The 12,796-nt window shown below is 69.1% G+C and carries 15 protein-coding genes; 7 read left to right on the top strand and 8 right to left on the bottom strand.

The genetic code is table 11. From position 1 onward, the window contains the following. Window positions 1-2 precede the first annotated feature (2 nt). On the top strand, window positions 3-896 hold the full coding sequence (argF, locus tag Hhyl6_RS08680) for an ornithine carbamoyltransferase (protein ID WP_483738812.1): 894 nt from the start codon (window positions 3-5) through the stop codon (window positions 894-896). Between the two features lie 115 nt (window positions 897-1,011). Here argF and Hhyl6_RS08675 read toward each other — a convergent pair whose 3' ends face one another. From Hhyl6_RS08675 to Hhyl6_RS08665, 3 genes are all read right to left on the bottom strand, one after another. After that, window positions 1,012-1,191: a DUF7317 family protein gene (locus tag Hhyl6_RS08675; RefSeq protein ID WP_483738811.1), complete on the bottom strand. Its 180-nt coding sequence runs from the start codon at window positions 1,189-1,191 to the stop codon at window positions 1,012-1,014. A gap of 168 nt (window positions 1,192-1,359) precedes the next feature. Then, window positions 1,360-2,103 carry an SDR family oxidoreductase gene (locus Hhyl6_RS08670; RefSeq protein ID WP_483738810.1) on the bottom strand — a complete coding sequence of 248 codons (744 nt, stop codon included), beginning with the start codon at window positions 2,101-2,103 and terminating at the stop codon, window positions 1,360-1,362. A gap of 238 nt (window positions 2,104-2,341) precedes the next feature. Further along, the gene (locus tag Hhyl6_RS08665) at window positions 2,342-4,405 is read right to left on the bottom strand and encodes a halocyanin domain-containing protein (protein WP_483738809.1); all 2,064 of its coding nucleotides are present in this window, start codon (window positions 4,403-4,405) and stop codon (window positions 2,342-2,344) included. A 209-nt stretch (window positions 4,406-4,614) separates the two neighbouring features. On the opposite strand from Hhyl6_RS08665, the gene Hhyl6_RS08660 reads away from it, so the two are divergent. The 5 genes from Hhyl6_RS08660 to Hhyl6_RS08640 all read left to right on the top strand — a co-directional run bounded on the left by Hhyl6_RS08660 (window position 4,615) and on the right by Hhyl6_RS08640 (window position 8,450). After that, window positions 4,615-4,845, top strand: coding sequence for a DUF8001 family protein (locus tag Hhyl6_RS08660; protein WP_483738808.1), 231 nt, complete (start codon window positions 4,615-4,617; stop codon window positions 4,843-4,845). Between the two features lie 77 nt (window positions 4,846-4,922). Continuing rightward, window positions 4,923-5,309 (top strand): helix-turn-helix domain-containing protein, encoded by a 387-nt coding sequence (locus Hhyl6_RS08655; protein WP_483738807.1) that lies wholly within the window; start codon window positions 4,923-4,925, stop codon window positions 5,307-5,309. A 102-nt stretch (window positions 5,310-5,411) separates the two neighbouring features. Next, window positions 5,412-6,674, top strand: coding sequence for a threonine synthase (thrC, locus tag Hhyl6_RS08650; protein ID WP_483738806.1), 1,263 nt, complete (start codon window positions 5,412-5,414; stop codon window positions 6,672-6,674). 133 nt (window positions 6,675-6,807) lie between these two features. After that, complete coding sequence (locus Hhyl6_RS08645; protein WP_483738805.1) at window positions 6,808-7,473, top strand: DUF4166 domain-containing protein; 666 nt, start codon at window positions 6,808-6,810, stop codon at window positions 7,471-7,473. Continuing rightward, a complete protein-coding gene (locus Hhyl6_RS08640) occupies window positions 7,470-8,450 on the top strand; it encodes a YndJ family protein (RefSeq protein WP_483738804.1) in 981 nt (326 codons plus the stop codon). Before Hhyl6_RS08645 ends, Hhyl6_RS08640 begins: the two co-directional genes overlap by 4 nt. A gap of 1 nt (window position 8,451) precedes the next feature. Here the strand turns inward: Hhyl6_RS08640 and Hhyl6_RS08635 are convergent, their stop codons facing one another. From Hhyl6_RS08635 to Hhyl6_RS08625, 3 genes are read right to left on the bottom strand one after another with little or no spacing between them, the layout of a single operon-like run. Continuing rightward, window positions 8,452-9,117: a DNA methyltransferase gene (locus Hhyl6_RS08635; protein WP_483738803.1), complete on the bottom strand. Its 666-nt coding sequence runs from the start codon at window positions 9,115-9,117 to the stop codon at window positions 8,452-8,454. A 49-nt stretch (window positions 9,118-9,166) separates the two neighbouring features. Next, window positions 9,167-9,421: a zinc-ribbon domain-containing protein gene (locus Hhyl6_RS08630; RefSeq protein ID WP_483738802.1), complete on the bottom strand. Its 255-nt coding sequence runs from the start codon at window positions 9,419-9,421 to the stop codon at window positions 9,167-9,169. A gap of 47 nt (window positions 9,422-9,468) precedes the next feature. Further along, window positions 9,469-9,897 carry a hypothetical protein gene (locus tag Hhyl6_RS08625; RefSeq protein ID WP_483738801.1) on the bottom strand — a complete coding sequence of 143 codons (429 nt, stop codon included), beginning with the start codon at window positions 9,895-9,897 and terminating at the stop codon, window positions 9,469-9,471. A gap of 143 nt (window positions 9,898-10,040) precedes the next feature. Here Hhyl6_RS08625 and Hhyl6_RS08620 point away from each other — a divergent pair, with 143 nt between their 5' ends. Continuing rightward, window positions 10,041-11,216, top strand: coding sequence for an aspartate kinase (locus Hhyl6_RS08620; protein ID WP_483738800.1), 1,176 nt, complete (start codon window positions 10,041-10,043; stop codon window positions 11,214-11,216). Window positions 11,217-11,378: 162 nt separating this feature from the next. Here Hhyl6_RS08620 and Hhyl6_RS08615 read toward each other — a convergent pair whose 3' ends face one another. Next, entirely contained in the window at window positions 11,379-12,065 is a 687-nt protein-coding gene (locus Hhyl6_RS08615; RefSeq protein WP_483738799.1) for a metallophosphoesterase family protein, read from the bottom strand. A 70-nt stretch (window positions 12,066-12,135) separates the two neighbouring features. Next, a complete protein-coding gene (locus Hhyl6_RS08610) occupies window positions 12,136-12,744 on the bottom strand; it encodes an IMP cyclohydrolase (RefSeq protein WP_483738798.1) in 609 nt (202 codons plus the stop codon). Window positions 12,745-12,796 lie beyond the last annotated feature (52 nt).

Genomic DNA, 12,796 nt, shown 5'->3' with positions numbered 1-12,796 from the left:
CCATGCACCTGCTCGACGTCGACGACCTCACGACCGACGAACTGACGGCCGTGCTCGACTGCGCGGCCGAAATCAAGGCCGACCCGGACGCCCACGACGACCTGCTGGACCAGCAGACGCTGGGGATGATATTCGAGAAGCCCTCGACGCGAACCCGCGTGTCCTTCGAGACGGGGATGACGCAACTGGGCGGCCACGCCCTGTTTCTCGGCCCCGACGACATCCATCTGGGCCACGGCGAACCGGTCAAGGACACCTCGCGGGCGCTGGCCCGCTACGTCGACTTCGTGATGGCCCGCGTCTTCGACCACGAGGACGTCGAGGAACTGGCCGAGTACAGCGACGTGCCGGTCATCAACGCGCTGACCGACGACGCCCACCCCTGCCAGACGCTCGCGGACCTCCTGACCGTCCGCGAGAAGTTCGGCGGGTTCGACGTGAACGTGGCGTGGGTCGGCGACGGCAACAACGTCTGCCAGTCGTTCGTCCTCGGCGCGGCCATGACCGGCATCGACCTCACCGTCGCCACGCCGGAGGGCTACGAGGTGGCCGACGACGTACTGGACCGGGCCGCCGAGTTGGGCGACGCCCCCGAGACGACGAACGACCCCGAGGCGGCCGTCGCCGACGCCGACGTCGTCTACACGGACGTCTTCGTCAGCATGGGCCAAGAGGACCGCCGCCACGAGAAACTGGACGACTTCGACGGCTTCCAGATAACCACGGACCTGCTCGGCGACCGCACGCTGATGCACTGTCTCCCCGCTCACCGCGGCGAGGAGGTCACCGACGCGGTCATCGAGTCGGACAACGCCGTCGTCTGGGACCAAGCGGAGAACCGTTTACACGCCCAGAAGGGGCTGTTGGCGTGGTTAGCGAGGAACCGAACGGAGTGAGGTTCCTCGAAGCGACGCGGTGAACGGAGTGAGCCGCGTCGCGGCCGAGCAGGACTGAGGGCGCGAGCGACTCTCTTCTCGATTCTTGCGCGGGCCGGTGTCGCCGAGTCGCGGCCTACCGACCGACGTTCTCTGAGAGCGACGCCGCGTCCGACTCGCGGACGGCGATGCCGCGCGAGCGGAGCGCGGACGCGACTTCCGCCGGCGACGACCCGCTGAAGTCGGCCGCCTGCTCCAGCGTGAACGTCTCGCTGCGGTACAGCGTCAGCGCCGTCGTGAAGGACTTGAGTGACATTCTCCTTACGCTCGTGAACTCTCGGCACTAGGTATTAAACCTTTTCTGGGAATAGACACCTAAGGAGCGAAGTTAAAACTCCAAAAACATCTACTTCTTTCAAACTCTGTCCGGAAATTGGACGAACGGGTTTAGAAAACTCGCACTGCCGAGCGACAGTTTCGGTGGTTAGAACCCACCGAACTTGTCGCGCCGGTAGACGTCGAGTTCGTTGACCGTCGTCGGCGGTTCCTGTGCGAGTGCGAACGCCACGGCGTCGGCCACCTCCTCGGGTTCGGTCACCTCGCCGGGGTCGAACCGCTCCTCGAAGGGAGTCCCCTCTTCGCTGCCGAACTCCGAGCGGACCTCGGTGGGGTTGACGACGGTGACGCCCACGTCGTCGCCGCCGACCTGTCCGGCCAGACTCATGGCGAACCCGCGGACCCACCACTTCGTCGCGGCGTAGACGGGGTTGAACGGCCGGGGGTACTGCCCAGCGAAACTCCCGATGAAGACGAGGTTTCCGGCCGTCTCGCGGAGGTGGGAGAGCGACTCGCGGGCGGTGTAGAACGCCCCGTCGACGTTGACCGACTGCATCGTCCGGAACTCCTCGTCGGTCATCGTCTCGACGTCGTCGCCGCGGGCGAGGCCCGCGTTGGCGACGACGCCCGAGAGGGACCCGAACGTCTCGACGGTGGACTCGACGGCGGCCGCCACCGCCGCGGGGTCGCTCACGTCCGCCGGGACGACGTGCGTCTCGACGCCCGTCGCGTCGGCCACCTCGTCGGCGAGTTCGCGGAGTCGGTCCTCGCTCCGCGCCAGCAACGCCACGTCCGCGCCGTCGTCGGCCACGCGTCGTACTGTCGCCGCACCGATGCCTGCACTCGCGCCCGTGACGAGGACGCTCTCTCCGGAACGTGTCGACTGTGCCATACGTACGTTCCCGTCCGAACGATGCTTAGACGTTGTGCCGGTCAGTGTGGTCGGGGGCTGTCGTGCACGAACTCGGCCGCCGGTAGCGGTGCCTGAATAGTCGGGTTCCAGTCGAAACGGTGCCCTTTTCGCTACATTCGACAACTGTTGTCACACTCGCGACCGTACCTGAACTCTGAGGTTCCAGTCGAAACGCTACCCTTTTCGATACGTTTGGCAACTGGTGGCACCCGAACGGTCAGTTCGGGGGGTCGTCACTCTGCCCGGGCACACCACGTCCCTGGTAGAACTCGCCGCCCCAGTTGCCGACCCAGATGTCCTGATTGGCGAGGTAGAGGGCGTCGGCGGTGTAGAACCGGTCGTCGGTGACGGCCCACTCACCGGCCTCGGTGTCGTAGGCCACCTCGCCGTTGTAGACGGCGGCCTGCCCGAACTCGCCGCCGGCCTTCGGCGGGAGCGGCGGTTCGTTCGATTTCGACTGACTGACCGACGGCGGCCGCTGGGCACGCTGGAGTCTGCCGGTGTTGAACGTGCTGTCGAAGAAGCGCGCGAACAGTGGCCGGACGTCCGAGCGCCCGAGCACCGCGTCCGCGGCGTTCAGCCCACCCGTGACGTCCCCGGCGTCTCGTGCGGTGATGGTGTAGGTAGAATCGTCCGCTCCGGAGGCGAACGTGCCGGCGTCGTCGTCCCACAGTTCGTCGACCATGTAGCCGACCACCTCGGCCGCGGTGTCCGTGTGGTCGACGCCGTTCATCTGGGAGGCCCACAGGAGGCCTTGCGCGACGATGCCCTGCGTGGCCGCCTGATTCGCGGCCCCGTTCTCGACGCTGCCGTTGCCGGCGAGGTTCGACTGGACGACGCTCGCGAGGCCGTTCGCGTAGTCGGCGGCCGCGGCCCTGTGGTCGGCGCTGCCCGCTTGCGGCCCGTAGTAGCCGACCGCACCGAGCATCAGTCCGACCGAGCGGGTCGATTCCTGCTGGGCCACGGCCTCGGGGCTGAACAGGTCCATCGTCGTCCGAGCGACGCCGTCGGTTATCCCCTGAATGCCGACGGGTGAGTCGAGGACGGCGTCCGCACCGGCCTCCTTCGGGAGCAGCGGCCGGGGGTTGACGTAGCCGAACCAGCCGTTCTGCGCGAGGCTGGTCGTGTCAGCGAGGAACCACAGCATCGCCGCGTGGTGGTGGGGCCGGCGCGTCTCGTCCTCGATGCGGCCCGCCGCGGGCCGGTACTCCGAGAGGAACTCCCAGCTATCCCCGTGGGTCAGCGCGCCGTTCGCTCGGGACCCACCGACGAGGATGGCGGCGTTGATACCGACCTGTGCCAGCGTCGCCAGCAACTGCGCGCGGAAGCGAGGGGCCATCTCCGTCGGCAGGAGGTCGAAGTGCGTCTGGAAGTTCTTCGCCCACGTGACGCCCTTGAGGTGGGTCCAGGCCAGCGACGACGGACTGACGACGCCGGAGGACGCACTCTGGTCCCACGCGAGGGTCTTCGCGTCCGGACGCCCGGTGTCGTCCTCCAGCACCGGTCGCTGCGTGAAGTGGGGGTCGCCCTCGGTGAACGCCGCGAAGGAGAGGTTCGGGTCCGTAATCGGCGGTCGCTCGACGGCCGCCCGTTTGAGCATCGCGGGCAGTCGCCGGTCCCGTAGCTGCGCCATCTGGTCGTTCAGCGGGAACGGGACGCCGTTGCCGCTCATGGCGACGTTGGTGCTCATGTTGTACAGGGAGTACCAGTAGGCGTCGAAGGTGGCCGCCGCGAAGTCGTAGGCCGCGGTCTGACCGTCGGTTCCGCCGGCGGGGTCGCCGACGACGACGGCCCCTTTCATCCCAATCGAGCGGTGCGGATTACAGACGTACAGGGTGACGCCATCGCCGTCGAACGTCCGCTCGAAGGTAGCCCGGGCCTCGCTGACTGGGTCGCCGCTCTCGAAAGACCCGTCCTCGGCGACGACGTTGTGGGCCCCGCCGTTTCCGGTCCACTCCCAGACGACCGTCGTCCCGGGGTCGACGTGAATCGCCGGCGGGCCGAACGCGAACGCGCCGCCGTTCCCGTCGGCCCCGACGGCGACGGTGACCGACGACTCGCCGCGCACATCGACCGTCCCGTCGAAGTTGCTCGTGTCGGCGAACCAGTCGCCGTAGTCGACGTCGCCACCGGTGCCCGTCGCCGTTCCAGTCGGCGTCCCCGTCGGGGTGTTCGCCGCCGATTCGGTCGGCGTCTGCTCCGACTCGCCGGGTCCCTGACACCCCGCGAGCGCCGCGAGCGCCCCGAACGTTCCCGCGAGGACCGTGCGTCTGTCGTGCATCGTACGCAGAGCTACCCGACTCCGGGGGATAGGGGTACCTCGGCCGCGTGAGGCGGGTACAGCGACGCGGAAGGGTTAGATAGCTGGACCGGGCGACCTACATAACCGTACGCCGACTGTGTGAGGATGTGTCACGACCGCACTCACGGACGGTGACACCGACGGCCCTGCCCGACAGTATAAGCCGATGGCGCTGGTAGCGCCACGCGATGGACCCACTCGTCGTCGACGCCGGCGAAGCGGACGTCGCGGACTTGCTGGACGCCCTCGAAGACGGCCGGCGGGTCGTCGTCCGCACGCAGTTCCTCGGCGAGTCCCACGAGGTGACGCTCCGCTACGACGGCGTCTGGTACTGTGACACCCCGACACGACTCCACAAGCACGACTCCCGCGAGGAGATGCGGAGATGTCTGGAGCGACAGGGTTACGGCCGGGACTGACCGGTAACACGGGTCTCACCGGGTGAGCTACGGGTAACGGCCCCGTTTATGCGGGGGGCGTGCCTATCCGGTCGCACATGGCAATCGACCCCTCGACCGACGGGTTCCGCGACCTCATGGTCGACGACGAACCGTCCCTCGACGAGGTGATGGCGTGCGTCTTCGGCGTCCAGCGACACGAGGTCCGGACCTATCGAACGCTGCTCGACACCCCCGGCAGTACCGTCGAGGAACTCGCCGACGCGCTCGACCGCGACCGCTCGAACGTCAACCGCTCGCTGTCGACGCTCCGGGAGAAAGGGCTGGCGCGGCGGGAGCGGCGGCTACTGGACGGCGGCGGTCACGTCTACCAGTACACCGCCACGCCCGTCGAGGAGGCCCGCGATTCGATGCACGAGACGCTGGACGAGTGGGCGGCGGCGGTCCACGAGCGAATCGACGAGTTCGACGGTCGGACGGCGTAACTCCGGGCCCCTGCTCCGCCCGTTCGCACCGTGCCGCCGCGTACTACGGGTTCCGGCCGACAACCGTCCGACTTTTGCCCGGTGGGACCATGGCCACGAACAATGGCTAATCTGCAACTCACCGACGACGTGCCGTCGGCGGCGGACGACGGCGTCTGGCTCGCCTGCATCGAGTGCGGCGAGTCGTTCGCCCCCTTCGAGGAGGTCCGCTACACCTGCGACCACTGCGACGGCCTGCTGGAGGCCCGCTACGCCGACCTCCCGACCTTCGAGGACTTCGAGGGTGAGGGGTCGGGCGTCTGGCGCTACCACGCGGCCCTGCCGTTCGACGTCGGCGTCACCCTCCCCGAGGGGAACACGCCGCTCCACCGCGTCCCGCGCATCGAGGAGGAAGTCGGCGTCGAGAGCCTCCGGGTGAAGCACGAGGGGATGAACCCCACGGGGTCGTTCAAGGACCGCGGCATGACCGTCGGCGTTCGGGTCGCACAGGAGGTCGGCGTCGACCGTCTCGCCTGCGCCTCGACCGGGAACACCTCTGCGGCGCTGGCCGCCTACGGCGCCCGCGGCGGGATGGAGACGCTGGTTCTCCTCCCCGCCGGGAAGGTGGCCGCCGGGAAGATTGCACAGGCGGCCCTGCACAAGGCCCGCATCCTCGAAGTCGACGGCAACTTCGACGAGTGCCTCGACATCGTGCAGGACCTCGCTCAGCGCGGCGAGGCGTACCTCCTGAACTCGCTGAACCCCTTCCGTCTGGAGGGCCAGAAGACCATCGGCCTCGAAATCATGGAGGAGCACTACGCCGACTACGGCGAGTACCCCGACCGCATCGTCCTGCCGGTCGGCAACGCCGGCAACACCGCGGCGCTGTACAAGTGCTTCCGCGAACTCGTCAAGGCCGGCGCCATCACCGAAGACCAGGTGCCGAAACTCACCGGCGCACAGGCCGAGGGCGCCGCCCCGATGGTCGAAGCTATCGAGGAAGGCTTAGACGAGACCCGCCGCTGGGAGGAGGTCGAGACCCGCGCGACGGCCATCCGCATCGGCAACCCGGTCAACGCGCCGAAGGCCCTGCCGGGCATCCGCGAGACCGGTGGGACGGCCGTCGCCGTCTCCGACGAGGAGATTACGGCCGCCCAGCGTGACCTCGCGGGCGAGGGCGTCGGCGTCGAACCGGCCTCCGCGGCCTCTATCGCCGGTCTCCGGAAACTCCGCGCCGAGGGCGAAATCGACGACGACGAGTCCGTCGTCTGCCTGACGACGGGCCACCTGCTCAAGGACCCCGACGCGGCCGCCGAGGCGGGCAACGACCCCGAACCCGTCGCCAACAGCACCGAGGCCGTGCTGGACCACCTCGCCGAGCACTGACCGACCGCTCGCCGCCGGCCGCGGGCAATTCTTTTCTGGCCAGTGGGAGAAGGCAAACCGATATGGTCGTCATACTCCGGTGCCGTCCGGGTCGTCCGACATCGTCACTCGCCCACTATCGCCGGGAGGCCGCATGACCGGCGTCTACGAACGGGCGCTGGGCGAGGCCGCCGCCGACCTCCATCCGAAGGTCCGCGAGCGATACAGCGTCGACCGCGAGGGCGGCGTCACCGTCGGTCACGGGGAGATGGACATCTCCCGCGGCACGCACGTCCTCCCGGCGCTCTACGCGATGACGAGTCGGGACATGCTGTTCCCCGAGGCCGGCCACGACGTGCCGTTCACCGTGACGACGGTCGGCTACGACCTCGGCGGCCACGAGGCGATGACGACCCGCCGCGAGTTCGAGTTCGACGACCGGACCCGTCGGTTCGACTCGGTGACGGTGTGGGACCGCAAGGGCGAGCGGTTACTGGACTTTCTCGGCCGGGGCGGTCCCATCGCGACGGAACTGCACCCCCGCGTCGAGAACGGGGCCCTCGTCGTCGAGGCGGGCCGCCAGTGGCTCCGTCTGGGCGACCGCTACGTCCGCCTCCCTGGTCCCCTCGTCGCCGACGTCGAGGTGCGCGACCGGTACGACGACGCCGGCGAGTGTTACTACGTCCTCGCCACCGTCGAGAACGCGCTTGCCGGCCACGTCCTCAGCTATCGGGGGTCGTTCACGCAGGACCGCTCCGAGCGAGCGAACGGGGCGGACCTCCGCCCGATTCGACGCCTCCCGACGCTCCCGCCTCGATGAGCCGACCGCTCGGGGACCGGTCGCGGCCCCCGGTCGCCGAGTCCCGACCGACGCTCGCCGCCGTCGCCGTCACCGACTGGAGCGCCGCCGCCGGGTCGCTGGCGTGGGTGGCGCTGGTCGCCGTCGGCGGACTGAGCGCCGTCGAGCGTGCGCTCTCGCTCGCACCGCTCGTGTTGGTCCCGCTGGGCCTCGGCATGGCGCTCACGCCGCCGCTTGCCGGTCCGGCCGGCCGGTTCGCCCGCCCGGCCGTCTGGCTCCAACCGCTCGGTGCCGCCCTGTTCGCGGCGTCGCTCGCGCTCCCCGTCGGGGGCGTGACGGCCGCGGCGCTGGCCCTCCCGTGGCTGGCGGTCACCGGCCTCCTCGGGGCGGCCGCCCTCGCTCGAACGCACGCCTGCGGCGGCCTCGCTCTGCCCGAGACGGCGGGCGACGTCGGCCTCGCGTACGTCTCCGTCGGCGCGGTGGCACTTCTCCTCTACCACCTCGACCTGACGTTCTGGTTCGGTCGGACCATCGTCCTGCTGACGGCGGTCCACTTCCACTACGCCGGGTTCGTCCTCCCCGTGATGACTGGGTTGACGGGCCGCGCAGATGCCTTCGAGGGCAGTCTGCGCCAGCTCCTCGTGGGCGTGATTCTGGCCGGTCCGGCGATAATCGCCGTCGGCATCTCCGTCTCCCCGCTGGTCGAGGTGCTGGCCGTCGCCGGGTTCACCGTCGCCGTCGCCGTCTTCGGTGGGTACGTCCTCGTCCGGGTCGCGCCGACCCGCCCGCGAGCGCAGGGCGTTCTGCTGGGCGCGTCGGCCGTCGCACTCCCGGCCTCGATGGCGCTGGCGCTGGGCTACGGCGTATCGACGTTCGGCGGCGTGGACGTGGGACTGGACATTTCGACGATGGTCGCCCTCCACGGGTCGCTCAACGCCTACGGCTTCGGGTTGGCTGGACTGGTCGGGTGGCGGTTGGCCGTCCCGCCGGCCGAGTGAGTCAGGCCGACTTCGAGAACGCGAGACAGTAGCTGTGGTCGTAGCCGTAGCCGAACGCCCCGTCTCGGTCGTGGTCGTCCGGGGCGTCCCAGACGACGACCTGCTCGCCCTCGAAGTGGAGCACCTCGCGGACGGCGCGGGCGAGGTCCCACGCGAGCGTCGTGACGGTCCCGTCGTGTCTCATGTTCGAGACGTCCAGCAGGACGTGTCCGCCCGGCCGGAGCAGGTCCCGGACTCCCTCGAAGATGCCCCGCATCTCGTCGAGGTAGGCCTCGTAGTCGCTCTCGCCCGCGTAGTTCTGCAGAGGGTCGTCGGTCATCGCCGCCACCATGAACGGCGGCGAGGTGAGACAGCAGTCGACCGACGGGAGGTCCAGCGACCCGAGGGCGGTGGCGTCGCCGTGGTGAATCCGCCCGTGGTCGCCCCGGTCCCGGACGTACGCGACGCGCCCGGCCTCGTACTCCACGCCGACGGCGTCGCGGCCCAGTCGCTCGGCGACCCGGAGGGTGGTGCCGAACCCGGCGAAGGGGTCCAGTACCACGTCCCCGGAAGCGGTGTACTCGGTCAGTAGGTCCCTGACCAGCGGCGTCGGCGTCCGAATCTCGTGGTCGATACCCGGCGGAAGCGGGGTCTCGTGGGTGTATTCGAGGTGCCGGACGGTGTCCATGGCGACGGCTCACGGGTGCGTCGAAAGTGTCTTGTGGTCGCGCGGGCGGTCAGGACAGACCCGCCCCACAGTGCTTGCAGGCGTCCCTGTCGAGTTCGTTCGGCGCGCCGCAGTGGTCGCAGTTCCGCCGGTCGGTCGTCGCCGCGCCGTCGAAGACGCCACTGAACTCCGCGAGGACGAATGTGGCGAGGACGACGGCGGCGGCCAGTACCCACCCGACGGGACCGAGAAACAGCAATCCGACGACGGCGACGGTGACGAGGGCGGCGAGCGCGGCGGTGACCGTGCGGTCTGCGTCGACCATGGTGACCCCTCTCTCGGCGCGACGGCCTATCACTTCCGGCGGTGTGCCTACTGTTCGGCGCGGTTGGGTTCGAGCCGGTACCGTACCGTCGGCTCTCCCTCGAACCGGGGGCCCCGTCCGGTCTGCGTGAACCCGGTCGCTTCGACGGCCGACTCGACGGCCGCCTCCCCGTCCGGGACGAGCAGTTCGACGCTCATGCGCTCCCCTCTGGCGAAGGCGATTGGCTCGTCGAGCAGTCGCTCGCAGGCCTCGGCCGACCCGGCGAGTTGGGTGACGTGGACGGTCCCGCGTTCGGCGTCGTAGCTGACGAACCCCACGATGTCGGGGTCCTCGTCCCCCTCCTCGCCGCTCTCTCGGTCCTCCGTAGCGACTCGTACCGTCCGGTCGTGGACGAGGTTGCGCATCACGTCCGGCGGACTGTCCGCGAGGTCGGCGAGACGCCCGGCGTCGGCCTCGACGGCGTCACGTATCTCCATGGCAGTGACTGTGTGCCCCACGCAAATAAACGGTGTGTCGGACAGTAGCACCCGGTCCCCGAATCGGGGCAGATGAACACAGTTATCCCCAGCGACGGCGAACGCGGGGGCATGACTCAATCACGCACGCTGCGGGTGGTACGATGCGCGTAGTCGCGAAGTTCGGGGGTACGAGCCTCGGGAGCGGCGACCGAATCAACCGGGCCGCAGACTCCATCGCGGCCGCGGTCGAACAGGGCCACGAAGTCGGCGTCGTCGCCTCGGCCATGGGCAACACGACCGACGAACTGCTGGAGGGCATCGAGTACGACGCCGCGGACGAGGACCGCGCTGAAATCGTCTCGATGGGCGAACGAACTTCCGTCCGGATGCTCAAGGGCGCGCTCGCCGCCCGGGGCATCGAGGCCGTCTTCCTCGAACCCGGGAGCGAGGACTGGCCCATCATCACCGACGAGTACGGCGAAGTCGACGTCGACGAGACGAAAAAGCGCGCCCACGCGCTGGCCGGCCAGATGAAAGACGTCGTCCCGGTCATCACGGGGTTCCTCGCGGAGGACCACGAGGGCAACGTGACGACGCTCGGCCGCGGCGGGTCGGACACGACGGCCGTGATGCTGGGCAACTACATGGACGCCGACGAAGTCGTCATCGTCACCGACGTCGAGGGCGTCATGACCGGGGACCCGCGCGTCGTCGAGGGCGCCCGGAACGTCGGCGAAATCTCCGTCGACGAACTCCGCTCGCTCTCCTTCCGCGGGGCCGAAGTCGTCGCCCCGTCCGCGCTCTCGTACAAGGACGCGAACCTCGGGGTTCGCGTCACCCACTACCAGCACGGTGACCTGCTCACCGGCGGCACCTCCATCGAGGGGGAGTTCCAGAACCTCATCGACCTGCAGGAACACCCGCTCGCCTGCGTCACCGTCGCCGGGCGCGCCATCCGTAACAGCCCCGGCATCCTCGCGGACCTCTCCTCGGCTATCGGGGACGAGGGCATCAACATCGAGGCCAACTCCTCGGGGATGGACTCGCTGACGTTCTACGTCGACGGCGACGACGCCGACCGAGTCGAGGCCCTCCTCCACGACAAAATCGTGGACGACGAGACGCTCTCGTCGGTCACCGTCGAGGACGACATCGCCGTCATCCGCGTCACGGGCGGGGACCCCAGCGAACACGCGCTCCCCTACCGGGTCGCCGAACCGCTGGCCGACGCCCACATCCACCTCTACGACGTTATCACCTCGGCCACGTCGGTGTCGGTGTTCATCCCGTGGGAGGACCGCGAACAGGCGCTCAAACTCGTCCAGAGTACCTTCTGAGGCCACCTTTTTCAGCGTCGGGTGTGCTCGCTCCGTTCCCACACCGCTCCTCGAAAACCGTGGGCGAAAACGGCAGGCCCTCGCTGCTCACGGCTCCACCGTTCGCTCCGCGGTCGCAAGCGACCGCTCACCGGTGAAAAAGCCGCGTCCGCTCGCTACCGCTTACCGTCCCTGCGTCAACCGGAACCCGATTTCCCGGGGGAGGCCGGCGTCCTCGACGGCGTGGATGACCTCGGTGGTGTCGTACTCCACCCGGCGCTCCTCGACGGCCATCGCGTCGAGGTCCAGAATCGCGTAGGCGGCCCGGTGGTCGCCGTCGCGCGGTTGGCCGACGCTCCCGGGGTTCAGCACGACGCCCTCGTCGTACACCTCGTGGTGTTGGTGGTGGGTGTGGCCCATCACGAGGACGTCCTCCTCGCCCAGCAGGTCCGGTCCGAACTCGGCGGGGTAGGTGTAGTGGTCCGGGTCGTCGGGGTGGCCGTGGACGAGTTTCACCCGGCCGTCGCACTCGTGTCGCTCGTCCGGGAGGGCGGCGAGCCAATCGAGTTGCGCCTCGTCGAGTTGCTCGCGGGCGTGTTCGACGCCGGCCTGAGCCATCCCGTTGAACGCGAACGGGGTGTCGCCGGCGACGGCCCGGTCGTGGTTGCCCATCACCGTCGGGACCTCCGCGTCGGGCCAGTCTCCGCCGTCCAGCACACCGCGCATCGCGTCGACGCAGTCGGCGTGCCACGGGTTGTAGCCGACGACGTCGCCGGCACAGACCAGTCGGTCGACGGGCGGCATGTCCGCGAGCACCGCCGCCAGCGCCACCCGGTTTCCGTGGATGTCTGAGAGAACGCCAACGTTCATTGCGTGACTCTAACAGGTGAGGGGTCTTGAGTGTCGGTACTGCGTCAGGAACTGCGCCCCCGACTGTGGCTCACTCCCCGTTGTACACCGAGACGTCGAAGTCGCCGGTCCTGCCGCTGACGCCGGCCGCACACACCGCGTGTTCGAACTCGTGGTCGTACACCTCGCGGGCGGCCGCGTCTGCGGCCGTCGCCGAGAGGTCGAACGCCGTCGGGCTATCCTCCTCGTAGGTGGCCACCAGCGTCGGTTCGGTGACCTCCTCGACGAGGAGGGCGTCGCGGCGGACGGTGCCGACGACTGCGCTCGGTCCGTCGGCGCTCGTCGTCGGGTCGTCGCCGTCGAGGCCGACGATGCCCGCGATACGGGGGGTGTCGTAGTCGTCCTTCTCGAAGTCCAGCGCGAGAAGCGGCTCGGCCAGCGCGTCTCGTGCGGGGTAGCCCAGTTCGAGTTTCTCGGCGATGGGGTCGACGTGAGAGCCGTTACCGACGACGGCCCCGCGCTCGGTCAGTCGGACGCCGTTGTAGGAGATGTAGGGGTTGTCCGTCTCGGGGGCGTCCGGGGTCGGTTCGACGGTGACGGTCCCGTCTCGCTGTACTGCCTGCCGGTTCGGGAACGACCGCGAGGAGACCCGGTACGCGCCTACCTCGGGGCCGACGACGACGAAGCGTCCGACGTACATACCCGACATGGGCGGCCAGCCGACAAAAGCCGTGTCGATGTTTGTCCGCCGC

The organism is Haloarcula sp. H-hyl6, assembly GCF_056934455.1.
This window is presented reverse-complemented; position numbering and strand designations above follow the sequence as displayed.